This window comes from Kaistia defluvii (assembly GCF_040548815.1).
Taxonomy (GTDB): domain Bacteria; phylum Pseudomonadota; class Alphaproteobacteria; order Rhizobiales; family Kaistiaceae; genus Kaistia; species Kaistia defluvii_A.
Genome location: NZ_JBEPSM010000001.1, coordinates 1,715,129 through 1,741,115 on the forward strand (window position 1 = coordinate 1,715,129; position 25,987 = coordinate 1,741,115).

Genomic DNA, 25,987 nt, shown 5'->3' on the forward strand with positions numbered 1-25,987 from the left:
ATTTTGCCGGAGCGGGTCGTCCCGACGAGGGTCTGGAGCCCGGTTTTGGCCCGGCTCACGGCGCTATTCACAATTTCCTTACCATGATGTGTCCGCCGCATCACAGCGGACCCCGGAACCCAGCGATTCCGCCACAAACGCTTGCCGGACCGCTCCGCATTGTCCACTCAGCAGAGACAATGGCGCGAGAGCAATTGGTTAATCGTTCATTAAACCAAAGCTTAAACTTCGTCGCGAATTTGAAGAGAAGTCGATTAGAATCATCGGGCTTGGCTTAGATCCCAGTAAAAGCATATATGGCATAGTCTTCCTCGGACAAGAGGACGGGTTCTATGTCGTTTGTACGCGTATCGAGTTGCATTGCCGGGCTTGCGTTGTTCTTCGGCCTGATCGCCGGGGCTTCCGCACAGGAACACGCCGCATTCATGCGGGTAACAGGCAAGACAAGCCAGCCGGTCGGCCACTATGAGCTCTGCTCGCGGATGCCGGTCGAATGCAACGAGATCACGCGCAATGCCGCTCCCGTTCATCTGACGGTCACGCGCTGGAACGAGCTGATCGCCGTCAACGACAACGTCAATACTGCCATCGAGCCTGTAACCGACGAAGAACTCTATGGTCGTCAGGAATACTGGAACTATCCCGATGACGGTAAGGGCGACTGTGAAGACTTCGTTCTGCTGAAGCGCCGCGAACTGATCGAGAAGGGCTGGCCCGCAGGCGCCCTGCTGATCACCGTGGTGCGCCAGACCAATGGCGAAGGCCATGCGGTGCTGACCGTCCGCTCCGATCGCGGCGACCTCGTGCTCGACAATCTCGAGCCGAAGATCAAGCTCTGGGGCGACACCGAGTACCAGTTCGTCAAGCGCCAGTCCGACCAGAACAGCGGCCGCTGGGTTGCCATCGACGACGACCGGCCGACCCTCGTCGGCAGCATCAAGCGCTGATCGCGCCGGCAGGCCGCCTGGGCGGCCTGCTCCAGCCGCCTTAGGCTGAGGCATTCTTCGCGCCGACACCCCATCCGCGCCGCGCCCTGGCGGCGACGGAAGCCCGCTTGTCCGGCAAGCTGACTACCACTTTCCCCTACGTCACTTCTGCGTTATTCTCTCGGCCTCATAATTCCGGTCGGGGCCTTTCAGCAGAGGGAACGCGGTTTATGTCGAACGCTCGCTCCAGATGGAACGGCAGCGCTCTCGCTGCGCTGTTGGCTTTCTCGCTCTTCAGTCTCATCCTTTATGCAGGCGAAGCTCGAGCCTTCGTAGCTTTCCCGCCCTTTGGCGGCGTGGGCGACCATGATGTCACCGACAGTTGCCCCTCAGGGACGATACTCGTCGGTCTTCGCCTTCGCTCCGGCGCATGGGTGGATCAGATCGCCCTCACCTGCGCGCCTGTGGACCCGACTACGGGTGCGACGGGCCTCGCGAAGGACGTGCTGCCGGCACGTGGCGGTACGGGTGGTGGCGAATCCAGCGGAACATGCCTGCCCGGCTTCGTCATTCACGGCGTCGGACTGACGATGACCGGGGGTGAACGCCAGATCCGCAGCTTCGTTTTTGAGTGCGTTTCGACCACCAGCACCGCGCGACACAATCTGGACCTCGGCAACACCTCGCCTTACTTTCCGAGCATCTTCGAGATGTGTCCGACCGGCGAAGCCGTTGTCGGCGCCCGCATTCGTTACGGCAAGCATGTGAATGCCATCGGCCTGGTCTGCGACACCTTCGACCAGATCAAGGTCAAAGCGGGAGAACCTGAAAAGGTTGTCGATTGCCCGGACGGCGGCGACGAAGTGCCCTCCGAATGGAGCGACATGCTCAAGGCGCACAATGATCGGCGGGCGCAACATTGCGTCCCGAAGCTCAAATGGTGTGAGTCCATCGCCAAGGCGGCGCAGACCTATGCGAGCAAATGCATTGTCGGAGCCCATGACCCCAACATCGCCCCTGACACCGGCGAGAACCTGGCCAACGCCTACTACATCCAGAACGGCAACCCCGTCCTGCCGGCGCTCTCGGATCAGGATGCGTTCGACCAGAGCTGGTATTGTGAAATCGACAACTACGACTTCAACAATCCGGTCTTCGTTGGGGGATTCACCCGGAATTGTGCGAGGGTCAACGGCCACTTCACCCAGGTGGTCTGGAAAGACACCGAGTATCTCGGCTGCGGTCGCGCCACCTGCGAGATCGACGGTCATCAGGGAACGCAATGGGTCTGCCGCTACAAATTGCGCGGCAACGTCAATGTCGACAACCCGTTCGTGCTGAGCCAGCAGGTCAAGCGGCCTGTGGAGCCGGGGCAGGAATGCAACTGAACTCCGGCCCTGCGAAATACAAAAGCCCGCCGGACCGGCGGGCTTTTCTTTTGGTTCGGGCCGCGAGACCGCTATTCGAAGCCGGCTGCGTAACGGCGCCAGTTGGCGACATAGTGCGTGGCAGCGCCCTGCAGCTTGATGATGGCGGCTTCGTCCAGCGCGCGGATCACCTTGGCCGGCACGCCGACGACCAGCGAGCCATCCGGGATTTCCTTGCCTTCCGGCACCAGCGCGCCGGCGCCGATGACGCAGTTCGCGCCGATCCTGGCGCCATTCATGATGGTGGCGCCCATGCCCACCAGGCAGTTCGCGCCGATGACGCAGCCATGCAGGATGGCGCGATGGCCGATGGTGCAGCCCTCGCCGATGGTCAGCGGATAGCCCATGTCGGTGTGAAGGACGCAATGTTCCTGGACATTGCTGCGCGCACCGATGGTGATGCGCTCATTGTCGCCGCGCAGCACCGCGCCGAACCAGATGCCGACCTCGTCGCCGAGCGTGACCTTGCCGATCACGCGCGCGTCCGGGGCGACCCAGAACAGGTCTGCGGCGGGAACGTCCGGCCAGATTCCGTCAAGGGCGTGCAGGGGCATGGGGAGTTCCGATCCAAGGCTGCGGGGCGAGTTGCGCTCCGCGCCGGACCGGCGGGCGGGGACGCAAGGTCGCCGCTTGTGGGGGTCCCCACGACCGGCGGCTGGGTTGAACCAGCGCCAATCATGGAACCTCAGTGTCGATCGACGAGGCGCCTCAAGCGCTTCGTCTCAGGCTTCCTCGAGGTCGATGTCGAGGATGGCCATCGTGAAGTTGTAGGAGAGTTCGCCCTCCTCGTCGTCTCGGAACAGGACGCCGACGAATTCATCGCCGAAATAGACTTCCGCGGTGTCGTCCTTGCGGGGGCGCGGACGAATGGTGATGCCCTTCATGTTGAAGCGGCGGTGAAAGAAGCTCTCGAGCTTCTGGATCTCTTTTCGATCCAATTTGATCTCCTGAGGTTCGGGGAAAAGACCGGGTGCCACCCCGACGCAGAAAGCGCCAAGGCCCGTCGCGACATCGCCCCGAGCGACGCCGCTACAACCCACGAAACTATGTCGACTATGCCTGATCCGGCACGATCTGGTCCATCATCCGCGACGGCTCGGCACAGGGCGCCTTGCCGACCACCTTGGCCGGCACGCCCGCCACCGTCGTGTTGGGCGGCACAGCGTGCAGCACGACGGAACCGGCCGCAACCCGCGAGCAATGGCCGATCTCGATATTGCCGAGGATCTTGGCGCCGGCGCCAAGCAACACGCCGTGACGCACCTTGGGATGACGGTTGCCCGTCTCCTTGCCGGTGCCACCGAGCGTCACGCCCTGGAGGATCGAGACGTCGTCCTCGATCACCGCGGTCTCGCCGACGACGAGGCCGGTAGCGTGGTCGAGGAAGATCCCCTTGCCCATCGGCACGGCCGGATTGATGTCCACTTGGAACACGGAGGACGCCCGGCTCTGCAGGTAATAGGCGAAGTCGCGCCGGCCCTGCCGCCACAGCCAGTTGGCCAGGCGATGGGTCTCGATCGCGTGAAAGCCCTTGAAATAGAGGATCGGCTCGATGGCCCGGTTGCAGGCCGGGTCGCGGTCGAGCACCGCCTGGATATCGACGCGCACAGCCTTGGTGATGTCCGGCTCGGAGGCGAACGCCTCGGCAAAGGCCTGGCGGATGAACTCGGCCGAGAGATCGCGATGATGCAGCCGTTCGGCGATGCGGTGCGCCACCGCGTCTTCCAGACGATCATGGTTCAAAACCGTCGCGTAGATGAAGCTCGCGAGGGCCGGTTCGGCGCGCATGATTTCTTCGGCCTGCACCCGCATGGCGGACCAGAGCGGATCGAAGCTGGCGAGACCCTCGCCGACGAGGCGGGAATTGACGGCCGACATTGACGTCTCCTTGCTGCCATCCATCTCTGCAGCCATTTCCAGGCAGCACCCTAACATGGGGGCCAAATGCCGCAAAACAGACATCCGTGAGTAGATATTGCTCACGACCCGCGCCGGCGATGCGCGCTCAGGGCGGGGGGAGAGACATATCGGCCGGACGCGAAAAAGCAACGGAAATCAAATCATCGGCACAGCCAATTCGGTCCGGTTCACCGCCTAAGCGCGTTCCGAAACGGGCCGCGCGGCTTGAATCATCCTCTGCACCGACGCCGCCAACCCGTTGTCCGAACAGGCGTTTGGCTCAGACGGAACGCAGGCCATTCTTCTCCAGAAATGCCAGCACGCCGGCCTTGTAGACCTTGTCGCCGACGGCCAGCATGTGGTCGCGCTTCGGAATATCCAGCACCTCGGCATTCGGGATGATCTCGGCGAGGTCGGCGGCGGAGCCGGCCAATTCGTCGCGTTCGCCGACGGCGATCATCACCGGCAGACGCAGCGTGGCGAGGTCGTCGGCCGAGATCGCCTGGCGCGTCGCCTTCATGCAGGCGGCGAGCGCCACGCGGTCGCTCTTGGTCTGGTCGGCGAACTTGCGGAACATCTGGCCGATCGGATCCGTGATGCTGTCCGGCTCTTCCGTCTCCAGCGCATCGACGACCGGGCCCCACGGGCCGATGCCGGTGACGATGCCGTAGCCGAGGCCGCCCAGGATCATCGACTTCACCATCTCGGGATGTCCGAGCGCCAGGAAAGCCGCGATGCGTGCGCCCATCGAATAGCCCATCACGTCGGCGCGGGCGATTCCCAGATGCTGAAGCAGGTTGCGCGCATCCTCCGCCATGGCGGCGACCCGGTAGGCGCCCACGTCATGCGGCTTGTCGCTGTGGCCATGGCCGCGATTGTCGAAGGCGATGACCCGGCGCCCGGCCTTGACCAGCGTGTCGACCCAGCCGGGATTGACCCAGTTGACCCGCGCGCTCGATCCGAAACCGTGGATAAGCAGGATCGGCGGCCCCTCGCCCTCATCGAGATAAGCGATGGAGTAGCCGTTCGAAAGGAAGCTTTGCATGAGGGGAACCCGAGGATGTCTGCGGCGCACTTATGAAGGATGGTTGCGGCCGCGCCAAGGTGTCGCCGCGCCGGAAGTGAGCCCGGTCTGTTCATAGCGCGATCACAACGCTATGGTCCGCGAAATTGTTGCTTCGAACCGACGGACCCCCGCCATGGCCGCACATGTGATTCCGCATTTCCATAACGATTCCGGTGTCGTGACGATCGAGATCGGCGTCAAGGAATTCATGTGCGTCGGCGCCAAGCCGCCCTTCGACCACCCGCACATCTTCATCGACATGGGCGACGACCACGAGAAGGTCTGCTCCTACTGCTCGACCCTCTATCGCTTCAATCCCCGCCTGCACGGCACGGAGACGTCGCCGCCCGGCCACCTGTTCATCGATCCGATCGCGGCGTAACGGACCCGGGGCATGACGTCGATCCGCGTCGGAATTGCAGGCGCGGGCATCGCGGGCCTGACCACCGCCCTCGCGCTGGCGCGAAGGGGCATCGCCTCGACCGTGGTCGAGCGCGCGCCGCAATTGTCGGAAGTCGGCGCGGGGCTGCAGATCTCGCCCAATGCCGGGCGCATCCTGGAGTCGCTGGACCTGACCGAAGCGCTGGATCGCGCCGCGGTGCTGCCCGAGGCGATCGACCTGCGCTCGGGCCGGACCGGCGAGCCGATCGTCAGCCTGCCGCTGGGCGAGAGCGCCCGCCGGGCCTATGGCGCGCCCTACCGGCTGCTGCATCGCGCCGATCTCCAATCCATCCTGCTCGAAGCCGTCGAGGCGGAGCCACGGATCGAGTTGCGGCTCGGCGCCGAGGCGACGGCGGTGCGCCAGACGCGCGACGGCGCCACGCTGTCGGTGGGCGACGAGACGCTCGATTTCGACGCCATGATCGTGGCCGACGGCGTGCGCTCGAAACTGAAGCAGGCTGTCGATGGCGCCTCGCCGCCCCGGCCGAACGGCCGCACAGCCTGGCGATCGACCATTCCCGTCGGGATCGCGCCTCGCGACCTGCCGCATGAGCGCACCACCGTGCTGCTGAGCCGCGACGCCCATGTCGTCATCTACCCGCTGCGCAGCGCCCGCCTGATCAACATCATCGTCGTGATCGAGGAAGACTGGGGCGACGATAGCTGGAGCGGCCCGGGCGCCGCCGAGGTTCTGCGCCAGCGCTTCGATCGCGACAGCACGCGCTATATCAGCCGGCTGACCGAGCTCGACCTGCAATGGACGCGCTGGTGCCTGACGGAAGTGGCCCCGACCGGCACCTGGGTCGATGGCCGGATCGCGCTGATCGGCGATGCCGCGCACGCCATGCTGCCGTTCCTGGCGCAAGGCGCGGCGATGGCGATCGAGGATGCAGACGTGATAGCCCGCGAACTGTCCAACGCGCCCGTCCCCGACGCGCTGCAACGCTACCAGGCGCAGCGCCGCCCCCGGGTGATGCGCGTCTGGAAGACGGCCCGCCAGGCCGGACAGATCTATCATCTGGGCGGCCCGATGGCGACCGCCCGCGACCTCGCCATGACGGCGCTGGGCGGCCGGAGGCTTCTGCAGCGTTACGACTGGATCTATGGCTGGCGGTCGTCCTAGAGAATTGCCGGGCTGGTCCGGCTCGGCGCCGCATAGAGGATGATCCGGTTCCGCCCCAAGGCTTTCGCCTGGTAGAGCGCGGCGTCGGCGAGCGGCAGCATCTCGATCACGCCGCCTGCCGGATGGCGCACCCTGTGCACGACGCCGATCGAAATGCTGACCCGGATATCGGTTCCTCCGGCGGGCACCGACAAGCGCTCCACCGTATGGCGCAGCCGCTCGGCCATGGCGACGGCGTCGTCGCAGGGAATGTCCGGCAGGGTGATCGCAAACTCCTCACCGCCGACCCGGCCGAACAGATCGTGGCGCCGAAGCTCGCCGGCGATCGCATCGGTCACCGCGATCAGGACCGCGTCGCCCGCCGCATGGCCATGCTGGTCATTGACCCGCTTGAAGTGGTCGATGTCGATCATCAGCACGGCGACGCCGGAAAAGAGATTGGCGCGCGGTTTGGCGAGCAGCACGGCGCTGCGCTCGAGATAGGCACGACGCGCCAGGATGTCGGTCAGGCCGTCCATGCTGACGGCGCGATCGAGACGGGCCAGCAGCTTCCTCTGCATGACCGAGATGGTCGCGACCGTCAGCGGCCCCATCGCCAGCAGGGTCAGGCCGAGGCGGAAGGAAGTCTTGCTGTCGAGCAGATCGTCGGAGGGCATCAGGACGTAGAGATCGGCCGACTCCGCCGCCAGCATGGCGAGGCTCGTGACCATCACCAGCAGGGTCGTCGGGAACAATCCGTAGGTGAGCGAACACCAGAGCAGCGCCGGCACCGGAAACGCGATCGCGCCCGGCCCGCCAATGGCGACGGACCCCACCACCGAGAGGCAGAGCGCCGCCATGGGCATCGTCGTCTTGGCATCGGGCTCGAAATTGACCAGCGAAGTGGCGAGCTTCTCCAGGTCCCACACCGCCGGCAGGGTCAGCAGAACCGGCAGGATGATGACGTAGTTGCTGAGCTCGGTGGTGAACCAGAACGCGATGCCGGTGCGGATCGAGAAATTCGACAAGACGGGCGCGATCAAGCAACCCACCACAGCCGAGGTGCCGGCGGCGGCGACGCAGATCAGCAGCATCCGCAGCACCGACAGGGGATGGCGCAGCGCCCGATCCTCCGCCCCAAGGCGCCGGAACAGGAGCACGCCGCTCGCAACGCCCAGTATGTTGGCGGCCGTCAGCCACAGGCTGGTGGCGAATTCATCACCGCTCAGATAGCCGGCACCGAGAAACGCCGCCACCGCCGCCAGCCAGCCATAGACGTCCGAGAAGGCCGGACGAATGACGAAGAGGCCAAGCAGGATGGCATTGGCGGGCCAGAAGGCCGCGACGAAGCCAAGCGGCCGGGTCAGAATGCCGAGCTCGGCGGCGCAGAACACGACCAGCGCAACCCAGCCTATCGATCGAAGCCGGTCCAGGATCGCGTCGATCCCGCTTCGAATGCGCTCGGTGTTGCTGTTCATCATGTCCGCTTTGGTCGCAACATGGCGGATCGGCTCGATCCGCTGGGGTAGGACGCAGTTTCGAAAGACGCGGACGCCGTCATCGCCACGATGCGCAACGAACCTCCGGCAACAGCGCCTTCCCCTTCCCGCGCATCATGCACGCAAAACCTATCCCCGCGCCAACGCCGCGATCGCCAGATAGTCCGTCTTGCCGGTCGCCAGCATCGGCAGCGCTTCGACGGTGACGATCCGCTTCGGCACCATGATTTCCGGCACGCCATGCACCTTGGCGGAGGCGATCAACGCATTGCGGTCCGCCTCGACCCGATCGGTCACCAGCACGATCTGCTCGCCCTTGCGCTCGTCCGGCACCGAGACGGCGGCGTGGATATTGTCCGGCCAGACCTGCGCCGCATAGGCTTCGACCGCCGCCAGCGAGATCATCTCGCCGCCGATCTTGGCAAAGCGCTTGGCCCGTCCGCGAATGGTGATGTAGCCGTCCGCGTCGAGCGTGACGATATCGCCGGTGTCGTGCCAGCCATCCGGGGTCTTCTCCAGGACGCCCGGCGCGCTTTCGCGCATGTAGCCGAGCATGACGTTCGGTCCCCGAATCCAGAAGCGACCGCCTTCCTCGAGGCCCGGCACCGGTTCGATGCGATAGGACATGCCCGGCAGCAACCGCCCGACCGTGCCGTCGCGGTGATAGAGCGGCGTGTTGGCCGAGACGACGGGCGCCGCTTCGGTTGCGCCATAGCCCTCGAACAGTTCAATGCCGAAGCGGTCGCGCCAGAGCGTGCGGGTCGCCGGCTTGATTTTCTCGGCGCCGAGCACCACGAGCCGCAGCTTGGCGAAATCCTCGGGCTCGGCCATGCGCGCCCAGCCGGCCGCGAAGGTGTCGGTACCGATCAGGATGGTCGAGCCGCTATCGCGCACCAGCGCCGGGATCTGCTTGTAGTGCAGCGGCGTCGGATAGAAGAACACGCGCATGCCGATCGCGAAGGGCGCGATCAGGCCGACCGTCATGCCGAAGGAATGGAAAACCGGCAGCGGATTGAACAGCGAATCGTCCGACTTCAGCTCCAGCGTCCGCAGGAACTGCTCGACATTGGCGAGCACGTTGGCATGCGTCAGGGCCACGCCCTTGGGCGCTCCCTCCGAGCCGGAGGTGAACAGCAGGACGGCGATGTCGTCCGGCTTGACGCGGGAAAGCGCATGCAGCGGACGCGCCAGCCAAGACGAGACGACCCCGCGCAGCTTGTCGAACTTGCTGACGGTCTTGCCGATGTCCTCGAGCCAGAGGATCTCGACATGCGCCTGCAGCGCCGCGACGAGTTCTTCCAGCTTGCCCTCGGCGATGAAGCGGCGCGAGGAAATCACATGCTTGATGTCGGCCGCCTTGCAGGCCACGAGCAGGTTCTTCGGCCCGGCGGAAAAATTGAGCATCGCCGGCACCCGGCCAAACGCCACCAGGCCGAAGAAGGCCGGCGCCACGGTGGCGACGTTGGGCAGCAGCAGGCCGACCCGTTCGCCACGCTTCGTCTTCGCCGCGAATACCCGGCCCAGCACCTGCGCGCCGATGACGACGCGATCGAAAGTCATGGGCTTGCGCTGATTGTCCTCGATTACCTCGCGCTTGCCGCCGAAGCGGGCGCGCGAATCGAGCAGCATGCCGAACAGCGTCTTTCGCCAGCGCTTCTCGTCGAGCGGAATCGCCTGCGTGGCAGGGCTGGGAATGGCAGTCGGCATGTCCATAGGCGCTGGTTCGCTCTGCTACGGGGTCAGTCGGGCCGCGCATCATCCGAACGGCGCGTCAACATACAATGACGAGCGACACAGAAGCGAGGTCAGCGTGACCGCCGCCTCACCTGCACCCCCACCACGACATGTCGTAAGATATATCTTGACGCGAAAGAGCGATCGATTTAGCGATTTTGTATCTTACGATATCGGAGCGATCTTGCCTCATACCCCTCCGGGAGATCCGCGCGCTGCCCATGGCCGCGGCCTGTTGTCGATGGCCCGCCGCGGCGACAGCCCCGAAAGCCCGGTCTCGGGCCGCGCGCCGCTGGGCGGAAGAGGTGGCGACGGATTCCGTGTCGGCCGCATGGTCGCCGATGGCGATCTGCGCCTGGTGGTGCTCTCGCTGCTCGCGGATCTGCCCCGTCATGGCTACGACATCATCAAGGCCATCGAGGAACTGACCAGCGGCAGCTATAGCCCCAGCCCGGGCGTGATCTATCCGACCCTCAACTATCTCGAGGAGGCGGGCCACGCGACGGCGAGCAGCCAGGGCAACAAGAAGGTTTATTCCATCTCGCCGATGGGCACGGCCTATCTGGCGGAGAACCGGCTCGCGGTCGACGTGATCCTCGACCATCTCGACCGAATCGGCCGCCGCATCGCGCAGGCGCGGGAATGGTTCGGACGCGGCGAGGCCGCCTTGCGCGACGACCGGCCCGATCGCGACATTCCCGGCGTCATTCCGGAAATGAACGATGCACGGCGCGCCCTAAAGGCGGCGATCGCCTCGAAGATCAGCGCGACCTCGATCGAGCAGCACCGCGTCGTGGAAATCCTGATGCGCGCCGTCGCGGAAATCCGCGCCGACCGTCCGGAAGACGGCATCGACATCTAGGTTTTTTGGCGCTGGTGCGGGCGGCGGGGATCGAACCCGCATGACCGAGGTCGAGGGATTTTAAGTCCCTTGCGTCTACCAGTTTCGCCACGCCCGCAGCGGCGGCTTTCTGCCATCTTGGGGACGTGCTGGATAGGGGAATTGCACAACTCCCAACGCAGTTGTGTAAAATCGTGTCGCGAAGCGTCGTAAAACGGGAGGGCTAGCGAGACCCGCCCTGCCCCCAGCTGTCACTCCGCAGTGCGCGGCGCCGACGCGCGTCGGCCTAGGCCGATGCCGCCGGCTCCAAAAAGGCGCTGCGCAGTTCCTCCCAGCCATGATCGGCGATCGACTGGCGGAGCAGCCAGCGCTGGCGGTTCGCTTCCTCGGGATTGGCGAGCGCCGCCTGCCAGATGGCGCTGGCGGCCTCCGTCTCGCCAGTGGCGTAGAGGCACATGGCATAGGTGTGGCGCGCGAAGATCATGTCGCCCTTCTCGCAGGCCGCGCCCCGCCGGGCCGCCTGCAACGCCTTACCCATCCGTCCCTTGGCCCACAGATGCGCCGAGAGATTGAGCCAGTAGGTCGCGACCTTGGCCCGATCCTGCCGCCGGGCGCGAATTGCCTCTCGCTCGCGGGTGCCGTCGAACACCAGCGACCGGATCAGCGCGCTGATGGTCCGGTTCTGGCTGAACCAGTCGAGCGCATGATGGCCCGAGAACGGCATCTTGATGGGCGTCAAAGGATGGCGCTGCCGGATCAGATCGGCATGCCGTTGGTCGTTGCGATTGTGGGGGTCGAAAAAGATGTAGCCGCCGACCGGGGCGATCTGCGCCACGGCATCATAGCGGCAGGCCAGCGTATCCTGCTCGCTCTGCCAGCGCCGCTCCCATGGCACGGTGCGGATATCGGCCGAGAATTGCGGCGCGAACAGCAGCACGCGGTCGAGCGACAGGCGCTCGGAGAAATTGAGCGCGCCATAGCCGCCCATGCTCGAGCCGTAGCCGACGCGCTGCCGACTGCCCAGCCGCTCATTGATCCGGTCGACGACCTCATCCATCTCGGCATGCTGGTACCAGTGATTGCCATGGGATTTCACGGCCACGACATTGATGTTGTTGGTCGAGAAATAGCGCAGGCCAAACGCAGGACGCTCCGGATCCTGGCGGTTGTACCAGGGATCGAAGCAGACCACCGCCGGCCCATCGTTCTGCAAATCCGCCCATACCCGGTAAGACTGACCGGAGAACAGCTCTTCCATGCGATATCTCTGCGCTAAAACGAAACTACATTCGAACTAATTTCAAACTGGCCGCGACGACACGAAGGTCGCGGCGCCGGATGCTTCTGAGCCAGAAAATACACTATCGATAACGGACGAAGGCTTCCAGTCCCGCAATGCAACATGGGCGTTTTGGCAAAGATTCATGTCTTGGACGCCAGGCCGTCCCGACCATTCTGTCGCACTGCGGCACGGCGACCGAAGCGGTGATCCGGATACAGAAAAGGGGCCCAGCCTTTCGGGCTGGACCCCTTTCGCGTCTAAGGAAACGTATCAGCGACGGTAGCGCTGGACGTCCATCACCTCGCCGCTGCGGGCGCTGATGGTCACGCGGATGTCGCGACCGCGATAATCCTCGCCGTCGACGATCCAGGCGCGGCCGCGTCGGCCGACGCTGTTCACATCGGCCATGCCGGCGCCGCGTGCGATGCGACGCGCATCGCGCGGGCCGATGCCGCGATCGTAACTGTCCTGGCGATCCTGCCGGTCGTAGCGGTCATAGCCCCGGCCCTGAGGCGGGACGACCCGGACACCGCCCTCGTCGATCATAACGCCCTGCGCGGATACCGCGGGCACGACGCCGATCAGGGCGGAAGCAAAGAGGGTCGTTGCGAGTAGAATTCGAAGTCTCATGGGAGATCTCCTCCACGTGGGGCCGGCGCGTTGCCAATCCCGATCGGCAAGCAAACGCGGCCCGCCGATGTAAGGTTCCTCACGGTCACGACGAGACCAGGCACACCCGACTGTCTTACGCGGCCCATTTCAGTTGTCGGTGTGAAAGCTGCCGATCTCTACGAGCATATCTTCAACTGCGGAACAAAATACCCTAGGGTTGCGGCGAGGCGCGCATGCACAGACGCAGATCCTATCTGACGAAGGCACTCTCCGAGCTTGGCGAGGTCGCGGACGCAGCGGCGCTCGAGCCAGGGCGCTGGGCCGACTTCATCGACCTGCTTCGCCAGAAGACACTGGATTCGAAGGTCACCTTTCAGGTCCTCGACCATGAAGCATCCAAGTCCCTGACGATCCACAGCAGCGGCTTCATGGACAGCACGCTACGCAACTACGCCGACTACTATGTCCGGATATCGCCCTGGCGCGATTTGATGATCCGCTCCACCATCAAGCGCCCCGTATGGTCCGACCACCTGCTGCCCCCGGACGAGTTCCGCAAGACGGAGTTCTACCATGACCTGGCACGCCCCGAAGGACAGATGGATAGCGCCACCGGCATATCCCTGATCAAGGAGGGAAGCCGCGCGGCCGTACTCGCGGCCCATTACGATGGGAGATTCGGGCAAGAGATGCACAGCTTTGTCGGGTCGATCCTGCAAGGGATCGGCGGGCGAATGCGTCAATCGCTGGACATAAACCGGGTGCTCGCGCAGGCGACGCCCCGCTTTCGAGGGGACGTTTCCTTGCTGCACGCGCTCGAAACTCCCGCCCTGATCGTCACGGCCAGCGGCAGGGTCATCGCGTCGAATCAGGCGCTGGCTGACATCCTCGGCCGTAACGATGCGGTTGCCATCGGCAGCGGCGACCTGCTGCGTTTCGGATTGCCCGAGGTTCAGGCGCTGTTTCTCGAACGGCTGCGTCACCGTGGCGACGGCCTGCGCTATCAACCGCCGCCCGACGACCTGGTGCTCAACCATCCCGAGACGCCGATGACGATCTCGATCCTGCCGATCGCCGGCCCTCTTCCCGACACGACCGGCGTGGGCGTGCTCTTCCCCTCACCCGCCAGTTTCCTGGTCGTGCTGCGCCCCTACGGCAAGGCCGATTCCGTCGACGAGGCGCGCCGACGGCTGGTTTCCGACTTCCGCCTCACCCAGGCCGAGATCCGGCTGGTTCTGGCGCTGGAACGGGGCGACAGCCTCGGCGCCTTTGCCGAAGCGAACAACCTGTCGCTGCACACCGTGCGGACCCATCTGAAGTCCATCTTTTCCAAGACGAACACGCATCGCCAGCATGAGCTCGTGGCGCTGACGGGTCGCCTCCGGCGATAGGACCGGCAGGGCCGCCTGCGATCGCGAGGGCGGCGATACGACCCAGCCCAACATTAGACCTTCAAATCCCCTCCCTCCCGCTGCTACATCGGCGCGGGGGAATCGTGGCACCACGACGGCTCGCCCAAGCTTTGGAAGACGAGCCATAGAGGGTGCTCCCATGACCGATCCCGTTTCGCATCGCCAGGCCCTGGCGGTGGAACCTTTTGCTGTCCTGAGCCGCGTGCCGGCCATCGGCAATCTCATTCTCGGCGTGCGCGCGGACGGCGCCTTGCTGGAAGGCATCGGCGCGATCGAGACCGCCACGCTGGAGGATGGCTTTGCCGTGCTGCGCGGCCCGGGCCGCGAGACGCGGCTCGAACTCGCCGCCATCGCCCAGATCGTCACCGACCAGATGGTGATGAAGAACGTCCTGCCCTTCCTCGAAATCCTCGATTCCCAGGGCAATACGATCGCCAAGCTCACCGCGCTGGACGGGCTGGAGGGCTTCGATGCGGCGCTCGATGGCCTTGCGCGCACGCCGCTCGACGCCGCCCCGGCCGCCGCCCGCCCCGGTCCGGGCGATGAGCCCGCCGACGGTCCGCTCAAGGCCGCGGAAGCCGCCGGCAAGCCGGTCACGCTCCAGGCCGTGAAGACCGGCGTCGTGCACCGCTGGACCGGCACGCTGACCAGCGTTTCGTTCAGCCATGGCTTCCTGAATGCCATGCAGCCCGACATGCACCTGCATATCCGCGCCGGCGCGATCACCGCGTGGAACAGGGAAAGCGTCGACGGCTCCGACGTGTTCAGCGCCATCGACGGCGCGGGCAAGGCGATCGGCCTCACCCTTACGGCCGAAGCCGGCGCCCTCGCCGGCTAGGCGACCTCAAGCGGCGCGCGCGAGGCCTTCCCGTTCGCAAAAGGCGATGACGAGGTCGGCCAGGTCCCGGACGGGACGGCGCGCGCCGGATGCCACCCGCAGCGCGAGTTCGGTCGGGGGCACGGACGGAAAGCCCTCGCCCGACAGCACCGCATAGGCCGGGCGGACCGCCCGCGCCTCGACCAGCGCGACGCCGAGGCCGCCTGCGATCGCCGCCTCGATGCCGATCAGGCTGGCGCTTTCATAGGCCACCCGCCAGCGCCGGCCCGAAGATTCCAGCGCATGCACGGCGCGGTCGCGATAGCGGCAGCCCTGCGGAAACGCGATCAGCGGTACCGGATCGGCGCGCTTCCAGTCGAGATCGCGTGCGCCGACCCAGACGAGCCGCTCCGGCCAGACACCTTCGGCGGGACCGCCGCCGGCGTCGCGCTTCATCAGCACGATATCGAGATCGCCGCGCTCCAGCCCGCGCTCCAGTTCCACGGAAAGGTCGCATCGCACGTCGAGCCGGCATTCCGGGCGGAGCCGGGCGAATTCCGCCACCAGCCCGGTCAGTTCCGCCACCGCGAAATCCTCGGTCAGGCCGAGGCGGACATGCTCCGACGCCAGCGACGCGCCGACGACGCTGCGCGCCTCCTCCGACAGCGCGAGGATGCGGCGGGCGTAACCGACCAGCCGCTCGCCTTCGCGCGTGAGCGTCACGCCCCTTCCCTCTCGAAGCAAGAGGGGCGTTCCTGCGAGATCCTCGAGCTTGCGGATCTGCTGGCTGATCGTCGACTGCGTCCGGTGCACCCGCTCGCCGGCACGGGTAAAGCCCCCGGCATCGACGACCGAGACAAAGGTTTTCAGGAGATCGAGATCGAACATGGCGCACCTCGGAGCAGGCATTCGATTATCGAATGAATAGCATCCGAACATTGAATTTCCAAATGCCACGCCAAGCGCCTATGCCATGCCTTGCCCGGCTCCGGCCGGATGTTGAATCAACAGGCAGGCGGAAATGACGGATCGAGTGACGATAACAGCGGTAACGCCGGGGGCCCGTGTCGAGCATGGCAACAGCCTGGCCGATCTCGGGCTGATCGCGCTTTTCTGCCTGATCTGGAGCTCGGCTTTCGCGGCGGCGAAATTCGCCCTGCCGGATTGTCCGCAGCTGATCCTGCTCTCGAGTCGCTTCCTCGCCGCCGGGGTGATCCTGCTCGCCCTGGCCAAGGTCGCCGGCCGCCTGGAACGGCTGGATCGGCGCACGGTCGCGAGTTGGGCCATTCTCGGCGCCTTCAACAGCGCCCTCTATCTCGGCCTCAGCTATTCCGGCATGGCGACGGTCTCCTCCGCCTTCACGGCCGTGCTGATCAGTGCCAATCCGCTGCTCACCGCCTTGGTCGCGGCGTCGGTGCTGGGCGAAAAGCTCTCGGCGCTCAAGCTAAGCGGGCTGCTGCTTGGCATGCTCGGCGTCGCCATCCTGCTGCGCTCGCGGCTCTCGGGCGGCATCGAGGACGGACACGGCACGCTTCTGGTCCTGGCAGGCCTGGTCGCGCTGGTCGCCGGCACCATCCTGTTCAAGAAGCTGAAGCCCGGCGGCGACCTGTGGACCGGCACGGCGATCCAGTCGCTCGCGGCGGGCATCCTGCTGCTGCCCGTTGCGCTCGCGACCGAAAGCCTCGGCGACGTACGCCTGACGCCCGCGCTCATCGGCGGCTGGAGCTATCTGGTGATCGCCGCTTCGATCGGCGGCTACCTGCTTTGGTTCCGCCTGCTGCAGAAGAAGACGGCGACGGAAGCCTCGTCGCTGCATTTCCTGATGCCGCCGCTCGGGCTCTTCTTCGGCTGGCTGATCTTTCGCGAGCCGGTCAGCCTCGTGGATTGCCTGGGCATCGTGCCGATCGCCATCGGGATCGCCATGGTGACGCGCGGCTAACCCGTAAAAAGAAAAGGCGGCGGCCCCGAGAGGAGCCGCCGCCTTGATATTTCGCGAGTTCAGCGCCGATCAGGCGTTGGGCTCGCCGCCCTCTTCGCGCGAAGCCTTGACCTCGGCGATGAAGTCCTCGGCGTCCTGCTTGGCCGAACGGGCGTGTTCCTCGGCATCCTTGTTGAAGCGATCGAGCTCCATCTTCAGGCCGCTGACCGAAGGCTTCTCGACGCTGTTGGCATAGGCGATCATGCGCAGCGAGACGGCGAGATCCAGCACCATGGCGGCGAGCAGGCCGTCATCGAGCTGCTTGTCGTCGGCATAGTCCGAGATCAGGTCGTAGAGGGCGTCGCGGTGTTCCTCATATTCCTCGGCAAAAGCCTCGAAATCTTCGTCGTCGACGGGCGGGTTCGGATCGGTCATTTCGCTGTCTCCTGAGCGTGTTCGAACGAAGGGCGTGCAGTTCGCGTGAAGAAGACGCGACCGGTCGCGCTTCTAGCCGACGATCGGCGGTTGGAAGGTGAGACCCATGTCCCAGGGGAAATAGATCCACGTATCCTGTGACACTTCGGTGATGAAGGTGTCGACGAGCGGGCGCCCCATCGGCTTGGAATAGAGCGTCGCGTAATGCGCCTTGGGCAGCATCTCGCGCACCAGCCTGGCGGTGCGGCCGGTGTCGACAAGATCGTCGATCACGAGCACCCCGGCGCCCTCGCCGCCACCGAGATCGACGATCTCCTGGCTGACCGGCTTCAGGACCTTCAACTCGCCCTGTTCTTTGTAGTTCTGGTAGGAGGCGACGCAGATCGTCTCGATCATGCGAATGCCAAGCTCACGCGCCACGATCGCCGCCGGCACCAGGCCGCCGCGGGTCACGCAGACGATGGCCTGCCATTTCTGGTCGCCGGAGAGGCGCCAGGTCAGCGCCCGCGCATCCCGGTGGAACTGGTCCCAGGATACGGGAAACGCCTTGTCGCTGCGAGCGTCCACCATCAAAGTCTCCTGCGCGTGTTGGAAGGCGAACCCTTGGGATGCGGCCCCGCGCCTGGCAATCCGCACATCGGGCGATCCACAGAAATTCCGGTCATGTCAGCCATTCGCCTGCATCAAGGCGGCCACCATCGCCTCGACGGCGCGCGCGGCCTCGTCGAGCCGAGCTTCGTCGCGCGAGCGCAGCACGATGTCGGTGGCGAAGGTTCCGTCGAGCATCTTCGGATAACTGCCGATCGATACATCGGGATAATCGAGCTGGATCTCGCCGAGCTGCTTGGCGATACGGCCCTCGCCCATGCCGACCGGCACGGTGCGCGACAGCATCTTGGCGCCCGTCGGGATCTTGGCCGCCACCTCGTCGAACATCGCCTGCATGATCGACGGCACACCGGCCATCACATGCACGTTGCCGAGCGTGAATCCGGGCGCCTTCGATACCTTGTTCAGGATCAGGTCGGCGCCGGCGGGAATGCGCGCCATGCGCATCCGCGCTTCGTTCAACTGGCCGGTTGCATAATGGTCGGTCAGGATGGCGACGGCGCGCGGATCATGGTCGATCGTCACGCCGAAGGCCTTGGCCATCGAATCCGCGGTGATGTCGTCATGCGTCGGCCCGATGCCGCCGGTCGAGAAGACGTGGTCATAGCGGGCGCGCAGCGCGTTGACCGCGGCGACGATTTCATCCTCGATATCCGGCACGATCCGCACTTCGCGGATGTCGACGCCGATCTGGGTGCAATATTCGGCGATGTAGCCGATGTTCTTGTCCTTGGTCCGCCCCGAAAGGATCTCGTCGCCGATGACGAGGATCGCTGCGGTGACGACGACAGGCGCCGCTTCAGTGGCAGTTTCGGCCATTCACTAACTCCATCGGTCTGGAATGGGTTTAGCCTTCCAGCGCCGGGCGCTCAAGGGCGAGAGCACGATGCCGGCCAGGACTGCCTTCCAAAACTCGATCATCATCCTGAGGTGCCCGGCGTAGCCGGGCCTCGAAGGAGGGTCCAGGAACTTGCTGGCAGGAAAGCATCAGCCTGCTGGATGCTCCTTCGAGGCTTCGCTGCGCGAAGCGCCTCAGGATGACGACAGAGGGTGGCACGTCGCCCGGACGGTGTGGCGCTGAGGCCGCCTGACGCGAATCCTCTTGTAACTCGCGGCCCGATACGCCAGATCGGGGGCAAATCTCATATTCAGGCTTGTCCCCGCGTCCACTCGATGATGTGCTGGCGGGGCACGGAGTACACACATGGTCACTTATGTCGATGCCGATGCCACCCCGCTGAAGAATACCGGGCAGATCCGTCTCTACGGCCCGGAAGCCTTCGCGGCGATGCGGCGCGCTGGCCAGTTGGCCGCGGCCTGCCTCGACGGCCTCGCTGACATCGTCAAGCCGGGCATCCCCACCGACGAGATTGACCGCTTCGTCTACGAGTTCGGCGCAGACCACGGCGCGCTGCCGGCGACGCTCGGCTATCGCGGCTATACCAAGTCGACCTGCACCTCGATCAACCATGTGGTCTGCCACGGCATTCCCGACGACAAGCCGCTCAAGGATGGTGACATCGTCAATGTCGACGTCACCTATATCGTCGATGGCTGGTATGGCGATTCCAGCCGGATGTACCTGGTCGGCGACGTCAAGCGCGCCGCCGTCCGGCTGGTCGAGGTCACCTATGAATCGCTGATGCGCGGCATCGCGGCGGTGAAGCCCGGCAACACCACAGGCGACATCGGCTACGCGATCCAGTCCTATGCCGAGGCCGAGCGCTGCAGCGTCGTGCGGGATTTCTGCGGCCATGGTGTCGGCAAGGTGTTCCACGACACGCCGAACATCCTTCATTACGGCAATCCCGGCGAAGGCGTCGAACTGCGTGCCGGCATGATCTTCACCATCGAGCCGATGATCAATCTCGGCCGGCCGCATGTGAAGGTGCTGCGCGACGGCTGGACCGCCGTCACCCGCGACCGCTCGCTCTCGGCCCAGTTCGAGCACACCGTCGGCGTCACCGACACGGGCTGCGAGATCTTCACCCTGTCGCCGCGCGGCTATACCTGCCCGCCCTACCCGACCGGGGAATGAGCGGGTTCGACGACAATCTCCAAAATGTACCCCACTATGCGGGGCATCGGGAGCGGCTGAAGGCGCGCTTCCGCGAAAACGGCCCCGAGGCCGTCGCCGATTACGAGCTGCTGGAACTGATCCTGTTCCAGGTCGTGCCCCGGCGCGACACCAAGCCGATCGCCAAGGCGCTGCTTAACCGCTTCGGCACGTTTTCCGACGTGCTGGCGGCACCGGAAGCCCGGCTCATCGAGATTTCCGGCGTCGGCGCCTCGGTCGCGACCCACCTCAAGCTCGTCCATGCCGCGGCGACCCGCTACGCCCGAGGCGCGGTGCGTCAGCGCCCGCTCCTCGGCTCGTGGAGCGCGGTGATCGATTATTGCCGCGCCGCCATGGCCTATGAGGAAAAGGAGCAGTTCCGCATCCTGTTCCTCGACCGCAAGAACGTGCTGATCGCCGATGAGGTGCAGCAGGTCGGCACCGTCGACCACACGCCGGTCTATCCGCGCGAGGTGGTGAAGCGCGCGCTGGAGCTATCGGCCACGGCCATCGTCTTGGTGCACAACCATCCTTCCGGCGACCCGACGCCCTCGCGCGCCGATATCGAAATGACCAAGACAATCGTCGATATCGCCGGCCCGCTCGGCATCGCCGTGCATGATCACATCATCGTCGGACGCAACGGCCACGCCAGCTTTCGCGGTCTCAAGCTGATCTGACGGCGGGTTTCGGATCGGTCGGCTTTGAGGCGATGGCGTCGCCATGCCGGTCCTCCAGGCTTGCCGCGCCGCCCAGTTCTTCGACCAGCCATGCCGTCACCAGCGCGCCGGCGAGGCTGACAACCGCCACCAACAGCAGAACGGCTTCGAGCCCATATTCCGCCCGGATGATCGGCAGCAGGAACGCGCCGAGCGCCGCGCCGACCTTGGCGGCGGCCGATGCGAAACCGGAGCCGGCCCCGCGCAACTGGGTCGGAAAAAGCTCCGCCGGCAGCGCGAAGGTGGTCGAATGCGGCCCGATGTTCATGGCGAGATTGAACAGGACAAAGCCGAGGAACACCGCCATCGCGCCGGGTCCCGCCGTCCCGCTGCTCCACAGCACCGCGACCAGCGCGACCATGCCAACCGCCATGCCGAGGAAACCCAGCACCTGCGGACGAATGTGGCCGTAGCGCGGGACCACCCAGAACGCGATCAGGAAGCCGATCAGCAGGAACAGGTCGATCAGCGACGAGCCGCCAATATCGGAGAAATCCGACGCGACCGGCCCGCGGGCAGCCTTGCCGAAATGCAGGTCCGCCAGCAGCAACGGCGTGAACAGGCCGATGCCATAGGACGCGATATCCATCAGGAACCAAGGCACGCAGGCCAGCGCCGTGCGGCGGCGATAGCTGCGCCCGAACAAGGCGGCCATGCCCTGCGCCTTCACCGCCTCCGCGTCCCTGGCGACCAGATGCACGTTGGCGGCGGCGGCCTGGCCCAGCGCCTCCAACTTGGCCTTGTCGGTGACCACCACGGCGCCGATGGCGCGGGCGGCCTCCAGATTGCGCCCCTTGCCCATCAGCCAGCGCGGGCTTTCCTTCAGCGGCAGGCGCAGGACGAGATAGAGGAGCGGCAGGCCCGCCAGGGCCAGCATGAAGCCGCGCCACGCCGAGGCGCTTTCGACCCACCACAGCACCGAGCCGGTCAACGCCGCCGCCAGGACGAAGCCGACCGCCTGGAACGCGATGGTCGCGACCATCATCCGGCTGCGCGACTGGATCGGCATCCACTCGGCGACATAGGCGCTGCCGACGGGATAATCGATGCCGACGCCGACGCCGAAAATGAACAGGCCCACCAGCAGCATGTCGGGACTGCCGGCAAAGACGCAGATCAGCGCGCCGAGCGTGATCATCGCCATGTCGAGGATCATCAGCGGCTTGCGGCCGAACCGGTCGGCCAGCGGACCGCCGAGCAGCGAGCCCGGCACAGCGCCGAAGAGAAGGGCGGCGCCCAGCAGGCCCTGCATGGTCGCATCGATGACGAAGGTCTGCATCAGAAGCGGCAGCGCGACGCCGAGTGTGAAGACCGAGAAGCCGCCCAGCGTGGTGCCGCCGGTCGACAGCAGCCAGTACCAGCGCTGCGCGAAACCCATCGGCGCATGGTCCAGCACGGCCAGCATGGCCCGCTGTTCTGGCGTCTGAAGCATGTGTTTCCCCTCTTCGGCGCGCATCGCAGCCCGCGTGACGGGACCGACAGTGTCGCCGAGAGGCGCCCTTTGCAACCGCCGGGCGGCCGCTATCCCGCCTTTGCCGCCTGCCCGTGTCTGCAACGCTCGCACACGCTGCCCGCGCCAAGCCGGAACAGCACCTGGCCCCATTATTGAGAATGAGTTGCAATTGCGATCTTGCCATGCCAGCTTATTGCGAGTAAGTCGCAATTGCACGGACTGGACCCAACATGCTCGACCGCACGCGCCGCCGCTTCCTCCTCGCCGTCTCCGGATTGTTGGCGGCCACGATGATGTCGCCGGCGGCCGCTGCCGCCGCGGAGGGCCAGAAATTCAAGGCCGTCACCACCTTCACCATCATCGCCGACATGGCCCGGAACGTTGCCGGCGAGGCGGCGATCGTTGAATCGATCACCAAGCCCGGCGCCGAGATCCACAACTACCAGCCGACGCCGCGCGACATCGTGAAGGCGCAGGACGCGCAGCTCATCCTCTGGAACGGACTCGGCCTCGAACTCTGGTTCGAGAAGTTCTTCGCCAATCTGGACGGCGTGCCGCAGGCGACCGTCTCGGCCGGCGTTGAGCCGATGGGCATTGCCGAGGGCCCCTATTCCGGCAAGCCGAACCCGCATGCCTGGATGTCGCCCGCCGCCGCCCGCCTCTACGTCGACAACATCCGCGACGCCTTCGTGCAGCATGACCCGGCCAATGCCGACACGTACAAGGCGAATGCCGAGGCCTACAAAGCGAAGATCGATGCCACCGTGGCGCCGATCCGCACTGCGCTCGAAGCGATCCCGGCCGAGAGGCGCTGGCTCGTCTCGAGCGAAGGCGCCTTCAGCTACCTCGCGCGCGATTTCGGCCTGAAGGAGCTCTATCTCTGGCCGATCAACGCCGACCAGCAGGGCACGCCGCAGCAGGTGCGCAAGGTGATCGACGCGGTGCGCGCCAACGCCATCCCGGTGGTGTTCAGCGAGAGCACGATTTCAGCCAATCCGGCCAAGCAGGTGGCGCGCGAAACCGGCGCGGCCTATGGCGGCGTCCTCTATGTCGACAGCCTCAGCGAGGCCGGCGGGCCGGTGCCGACCTATCTCGACCTGCTGCGCGTCACGTCGGAAACGATCGCCAAGGGCATCACACAGACCGAGGCGGCCACGGAATGAACGCTCCCCTGCACGCCCGAACCCGGCTGGCCGACGGCATCTCGGTCGCCAACGCGACCGTCACCTACCGCAATGGCCATACCGCGCTGCGCGACGCCAGCTTCCAGATCCCGACCGGCACCATCACGGCGCTGGTCGGCGTCAATGGCAGCGGCAAGTCGACCCTTTTCAAGGCGATCATGGGCTTCGTCCGCGTCTCGCGCGGCGAGATCACCATTCTCGGCCAGCCGGTCGAGAAGGCGCTGAAGCAGAACCTCGTCGCCTATGTGCCGCAGAGCGAGGACGTCGACTGGAACTTTCCCGTCCTGGTCGAGGACGTCGTCATGATGGGCCGCTATGGCCACATGAATTTCATGCGTATCGCCTCGGCACGCGATCATGCCGCCGTCGACAAGGCGCTGGAACGGGTCGGCATGAGCGCCATGCGAAAACGCCAGATCGGCGAGTTGTCCGGCGGCCAGCGCAAGCGCGTCTTCCTCGCCCGCGCTCTGGCGCAGGATGGCCGCGTCATCCTGCTCGACGAACCCTTCACCGGCGTCGACGTGCAGACGGAAGGCGCGATTATCGAACTTCTGCGCGGGCTTCGCGACGAAGGACGGGTGATGCTGGTCTCGACCCACAATCTCGGCAGCGTGCCGGAATTCTGCGATCGCGCCGTGCTGCTGAACCGCACGGTGCTGGCCTATGGCCCGACGCGCGAAACCTTCACCCGCGCCAATCTCGAAAAGACCTTTGGTGGCGTGCTGCGCCATGTCGTGCTCGATCCGGCGGCGGGCGGTGGCGGTACGATCGACATCCTGAGCGACGACGAAAGCCCGCTGCTGGCCCAGGCCGAGAGCGCGGAGGCGCAGCGCTGATGACCCTGCTGCTCGAGCCCTTCGGCTACAGCTACATGCTCAACGCCATGTGGGTCAGCGCGCTGGTCGGCGGCGTCTGCGCCTTCCTCTCCGCCTATCTCATGCTGAAGGGCTGGTCGCTGATCGGCGACGCCCTCTCCCACTCGATCGTGCCCGGCGTCGCCGGCGCCTACATGCTAGGCCTGCCCTTTTCCATCGGCGCCTTCTTCTCCGGCGGCCTCGCCGCCGCGGCCATGTTGTTCCTGAACCAGCGCACCAAGCTGAAGGAAGACGCGATCATCGGGCTGATCTTCACCGGCTTCTTCGGTCTCGGCCTGTTCATGGTGTCGCTGTCGCCGACATCAGTGAACATCCAGACCATCGTGCTCGGCAACATCCTGGCCATCACGCCGGAGGACACGCTGCAGCTCGCCATCATCGGCTTCGTCTCGCTCGCCATCCTGCTGGTGAAATGGAAGGACCTGATGGTCACCTTCTTCGACGAGAGCCATGCCCGCTCGATCGGCCTCAACCCGACGGCGCTGAAGATCCTGTTCTTCACCCTGCTCTCGGCCTGCACGGTGGCCGCGCTGCAGACGGTCGGCGCCTTCCTGGTCATCGCCATGGTGGTGACCCCGGGCGCCACCGCCTATCTGCTCACCGACCGTTTTCCACGGCTGCTCGCGATCAGCGTCGCCGTCGGCGCGCTGACCAGCCTCACCGGCGCCTATGCGAGCTATTTCCTCGACGGCGCCACCGGCGGCATCATCGTCGTGCTGCAGACGCTGATCTTCCTCGCAGCCTTCGTTTTCGCCCCGAAGCACGGCCTGCTCGCCGCCCGCCGCCGCGCGGCGGAAGCGCTGGAGACGGCATCATGACCGTTTTCGAGATCCTACTGCAGCCGTTTCAGTTCGAGTTCATGCGCAACGCGCTGATCATCTCGGCGCTGGTCGCCGTGCCGACCGCGCTGCTCTCCTGCTATCTGGTTCTGAAGGGCTGGTCGCTGATGGGCGACGCCTTCTCGCATGCGGTGCTGCCGGGCGTCGTCATCGCCTATATCGTCGGCGCGCCGCTCGCCATCGGCGCCTTCCTCGCCGGCATGGGCTGCGCGCTGGCCAGCGGCTATCTCAAGGCAAACAGCCGCATCAAGCAGGATACGGTGATGGGCATCGTGTTCTCCGGCATGTTCGGGCTTGGGATCGTGCTCTACACCAAGATCGAGACCGACGTTCACCTCGACCATATCCTGTTCGGCGATATGCTGGGGGTGGGCTGGCGCGACATCGCCGAGACGGGGATCATCGCCCTGGTCATCACCGGCATCCTCGCGCTGAAATGGCGGGATCTGCTGCTGCACAGCTTCGATCCCGTCCAGGCCAGGGTCGTGGGCCTGCGCGTCAACTGGCTGCATTACGGGCTGCTGGCGATCCTGTCGCTCGCCATCGTCGGCGCGCTGAAGGCGGTCGGCATCATCCTCGCCATCGCCATGCTGGTCTCGCCCGGCGCGATCGCCTTCCTGCTGACGCGAAAGTTCAGCACGATGCTGTGGCTCGCGACCGCGATCGCGGTGATCGCCTCGCTTTCCGGCGTCTATCTGAGCTTCTTCCTCGACAGCGCGCCTGCCCCCACCATCGTGCTGCTGCTGACGGCGACCTTCATCGCCGCCTTCCTGATCTCGACCCGTCGCGCGGCGCGCATCGAGACGAAGGAAGCCGGGTTCTCCTAGTCTCCGGCCGAAGT

General features: G+C 65.4%; 27 protein-coding genes and 1 tRNA gene. 14 read left to right on the plus strand and 14 right to left on the minus strand.

The annotated features are described in order from the left end of the window. The first annotated feature begins 332 nt into the window (after positions 1 to 332). Together ABIE08_RS08135 and ABIE08_RS08140 are read left to right on the plus strand one after the other, a co-directional pair. Positions 333 to 947 (plus strand): transglutaminase-like cysteine peptidase, encoded by a 615-nt coding sequence (locus ABIE08_RS08135; RefSeq protein ID WP_354550119.1) that lies wholly within the window; start codon positions 333 to 335, stop codon positions 945 to 947. A 209-nt stretch (positions 948 to 1,156) separates the two neighbouring features. Continuing rightward, positions 1,157 to 2,314, plus strand: a complete 1,158-nt coding sequence (locus ABIE08_RS08140) for a CAP family protein (RefSeq protein WP_354550121.1) — start codon at positions 1,157 to 1,159, stop codon at positions 2,312 to 2,314. A gap of 71 nt (positions 2,315 to 2,385) precedes the next feature. On the opposite strand, the gene ABIE08_RS08145 is transcribed toward ABIE08_RS08140, so the two are convergent. From ABIE08_RS08145 to ABIE08_RS08160, 4 genes are all read right to left on the minus strand, one after another. Further along, positions 2,386 to 2,907, minus strand: coding sequence for a gamma carbonic anhydrase family protein (locus ABIE08_RS08145; protein WP_354550123.1), 522 nt, complete (start codon positions 2,905 to 2,907; stop codon positions 2,386 to 2,388). 168 nt (positions 2,908 to 3,075) lie between these two features. After that, entirely contained in the window at positions 3,076 to 3,291 is a 216-nt protein-coding gene (locus ABIE08_RS08150; protein ID WP_354550125.1) for a DUF3126 family protein, read from the minus strand. Between the two features lie 115 nt (positions 3,292 to 3,406). Next, positions 3,407 to 4,231, minus strand: coding sequence for a serine O-acetyltransferase (cysE, locus tag ABIE08_RS08155; RefSeq protein WP_354550127.1), 825 nt, complete (start codon positions 4,229 to 4,231; stop codon positions 3,407 to 3,409). 301 nt (positions 4,232 to 4,532) lie between these two features. Further along, entirely contained in the window at positions 4,533 to 5,297 is a 765-nt protein-coding gene (locus tag ABIE08_RS08160; protein WP_354550129.1) for an alpha/beta fold hydrolase, read from the minus strand. Positions 5,298 to 5,451: 154 nt separating this feature from the next. Here ABIE08_RS08160 and ABIE08_RS08165 point away from each other — a divergent pair, with 154 nt between their 5' ends. Beyond that, a complete protein-coding gene (locus ABIE08_RS08165; RefSeq protein ID WP_354550131.1) occupies positions 5,452 to 5,700 on the plus strand; it encodes a zinc-finger domain-containing protein in 249 nt (82 codons plus the stop codon). 12 nt (positions 5,701 to 5,712) lie between these two features. Then, a complete protein-coding gene (locus ABIE08_RS08170; RefSeq protein ID WP_354550133.1) occupies positions 5,713 to 6,882 on the plus strand; it encodes an FAD-dependent monooxygenase in 1,170 nt (389 codons plus the stop codon). Here ABIE08_RS08170 and ABIE08_RS08175 read toward each other — a convergent pair. Both ABIE08_RS08175 and ABIE08_RS08180 read right to left on the minus strand, forming a co-directional pair. Further along, positions 6,879 to 8,342, minus strand: coding sequence for a GGDEF domain-containing protein (locus ABIE08_RS08175; protein WP_354550135.1), 1,464 nt, complete (start codon positions 8,340 to 8,342; stop codon positions 6,879 to 6,881). The two genes, ABIE08_RS08170 and ABIE08_RS08175, sit on opposite strands and share 4 nt — an antisense overlap. Before the next feature lie 147 nt (positions 8,343 to 8,489). Next, on the minus strand, positions 8,490 to 10,073 hold the full coding sequence (locus ABIE08_RS08180) for an AMP-binding protein (RefSeq protein WP_354550137.1): 1,584 nt from the start codon (positions 10,071 to 10,073) through the stop codon (positions 8,490 to 8,492). Positions 10,074 to 10,278: 205 nt separating this feature from the next. Between ABIE08_RS08180 and ABIE08_RS08185 the strand changes: the two genes are divergently transcribed. Then, positions 10,279 to 10,956 carry a PadR family transcriptional regulator gene (locus ABIE08_RS08185; protein ID WP_354550139.1) on the plus strand — a complete coding sequence of 226 codons (678 nt, stop codon included), beginning with the start codon at positions 10,279 to 10,281 and terminating at the stop codon, positions 10,954 to 10,956. A 12-nt stretch (positions 10,957 to 10,968) separates the two neighbouring features. On the opposite strand, the gene ABIE08_RS08190 is transcribed toward ABIE08_RS08185, so the two are convergent. The 3 genes from ABIE08_RS08190 to ABIE08_RS08200 form a co-directional block, all read right to left on the minus strand. After that, positions 10,969 to 11,053, minus strand: a tRNA-Leu gene (locus tag ABIE08_RS08190). A gap of 168 nt (positions 11,054 to 11,221) precedes the next feature. After that, positions 11,222 to 12,193, minus strand: coding sequence for a hypothetical protein (locus ABIE08_RS08195; protein ID WP_354550141.1), 972 nt, complete (start codon positions 12,191 to 12,193; stop codon positions 11,222 to 11,224). A 294-nt stretch (positions 12,194 to 12,487) separates the two neighbouring features. Next, positions 12,488 to 12,847, minus strand: a complete 360-nt coding sequence (locus tag ABIE08_RS08200) for a PepSY domain-containing protein (protein ID WP_354550143.1) — start codon at positions 12,845 to 12,847, stop codon at positions 12,488 to 12,490. Between the two features lie 410 nt (positions 12,848 to 13,257). Here ABIE08_RS08200 and ABIE08_RS08205 point away from each other — a divergent pair, with 410 nt between their 5' ends. Together ABIE08_RS08205 and ABIE08_RS08210 are read left to right on the plus strand one after the other, a co-directional pair. After that, complete coding sequence (locus ABIE08_RS08205; protein WP_354550145.1) at positions 13,258 to 14,220, plus strand: helix-turn-helix transcriptional regulator; 963 nt, start codon at positions 13,258 to 13,260, stop codon at positions 14,218 to 14,220. Positions 14,221 to 14,380: 160 nt separating this feature from the next. Continuing rightward, complete coding sequence (locus ABIE08_RS08210) at positions 14,381 to 15,079, plus strand: hypothetical protein (protein ID WP_354550147.1); 699 nt, start codon at positions 14,381 to 14,383, stop codon at positions 15,077 to 15,079. Positions 15,080 to 15,085: 6 nt separating this feature from the next. Here the strand turns inward: ABIE08_RS08210 and ABIE08_RS08215 are convergent, their stop codons facing one another. Further along, a complete protein-coding gene (locus ABIE08_RS08215) occupies positions 15,086 to 15,946 on the minus strand; it encodes a LysR substrate-binding domain-containing protein (protein WP_354550149.1) in 861 nt (286 codons plus the stop codon). Between the two features lie 133 nt (positions 15,947 to 16,079). On the opposite strand from ABIE08_RS08215, the gene ABIE08_RS08220 reads away from it, so the two are divergent. Further along, positions 16,080 to 16,997, plus strand: coding sequence for a DMT family transporter (locus tag ABIE08_RS08220; protein WP_354550151.1), 918 nt, complete (start codon positions 16,080 to 16,082; stop codon positions 16,995 to 16,997). Positions 16,998 to 17,066: 69 nt separating this feature from the next. On the opposite strand, the gene ABIE08_RS08225 is transcribed toward ABIE08_RS08220, so the two are convergent. From ABIE08_RS08225 to ABIE08_RS08235, 3 genes are all read right to left on the minus strand, one after another. Continuing rightward, entirely contained in the window at positions 17,067 to 17,411 is a 345-nt protein-coding gene (locus tag ABIE08_RS08225) for a hypothetical protein (RefSeq protein WP_266329398.1), read from the minus strand. Between the two features lie 72 nt (positions 17,412 to 17,483). Continuing rightward, entirely contained in the window at positions 17,484 to 17,981 is a 498-nt protein-coding gene (gene gpt, locus ABIE08_RS08230; RefSeq protein ID WP_354550153.1) for a xanthine phosphoribosyltransferase, read from the minus strand. Positions 17,982 to 18,077: 96 nt separating this feature from the next. After that, entirely contained in the window at positions 18,078 to 18,839 is a 762-nt protein-coding gene (locus ABIE08_RS08235) for a competence/damage-inducible protein A (RefSeq protein WP_354550155.1), read from the minus strand. A gap of 385 nt (positions 18,840 to 19,224) precedes the next feature. Between ABIE08_RS08235 and map the strand changes: the two genes are divergently transcribed. Together map and radC are read left to right on the plus strand one after the other, a co-directional pair. Continuing rightward, a complete protein-coding gene (map, locus tag ABIE08_RS08240; RefSeq protein ID WP_354550156.1) occupies positions 19,225 to 20,058 on the plus strand; it encodes a type I methionyl aminopeptidase in 834 nt (277 codons plus the stop codon). Next, the gene (gene radC / locus ABIE08_RS08245) at positions 20,055 to 20,756 is read left to right on the plus strand and encodes a RadC family protein (RefSeq protein WP_354550158.1); all 702 of its coding nucleotides are present in this window, start codon (positions 20,055 to 20,057) and stop codon (positions 20,754 to 20,756) included. Before map ends, radC begins: the two co-directional genes overlap by 4 nt. Here the strand turns inward: radC and ABIE08_RS08250 are convergent. Further along, positions 20,743 to 22,227, minus strand: a complete 1,485-nt coding sequence (locus tag ABIE08_RS08250; protein ID WP_354550160.1) for an MFS transporter — start codon at positions 22,225 to 22,227, stop codon at positions 20,743 to 20,745. The genes radC and ABIE08_RS08250 overlap by 14 nt on opposite strands. 251 nt (positions 22,228 to 22,478) lie before the next feature. Here ABIE08_RS08250 and ABIE08_RS08255 point away from each other — a divergent pair, with 251 nt between their 5' ends. Genes ABIE08_RS08255 through ABIE08_RS08270 form a run of 4 tightly spaced genes read left to right on the plus strand, consistent with a single transcriptional unit; the run spans position 22,479 to position 25,973 of the window. Then, positions 22,479 to 23,411, plus strand: a complete 933-nt coding sequence (locus tag ABIE08_RS08255; protein WP_354550162.1) for a metal ABC transporter substrate-binding protein — start codon at positions 22,479 to 22,481, stop codon at positions 23,409 to 23,411. Beyond that, positions 23,408 to 24,268, plus strand: coding sequence for a manganese/iron ABC transporter ATP-binding protein (locus ABIE08_RS08260; protein WP_354550164.1), 861 nt, complete (start codon positions 23,408 to 23,410; stop codon positions 24,266 to 24,268). The genes ABIE08_RS08255 and ABIE08_RS08260 overlap by 4 nt, the downstream gene beginning before the upstream one ends. After that, complete coding sequence (locus tag ABIE08_RS08265) at positions 24,268 to 25,125, plus strand: metal ABC transporter permease (protein WP_436409511.1); 858 nt, start codon at positions 24,268 to 24,270, stop codon at positions 25,123 to 25,125. Before ABIE08_RS08260 ends, ABIE08_RS08265 begins: the two co-directional genes overlap by 1 nt. Continuing rightward, entirely contained in the window at positions 25,122 to 25,973 is an 852-nt protein-coding gene (locus ABIE08_RS08270; RefSeq protein ID WP_436409512.1) for a metal ABC transporter permease, read from the plus strand. The genes ABIE08_RS08265 and ABIE08_RS08270 overlap by 4 nt, the downstream gene beginning before the upstream one ends. Positions 25,974 to 25,987 lie beyond the last annotated feature (14 nt).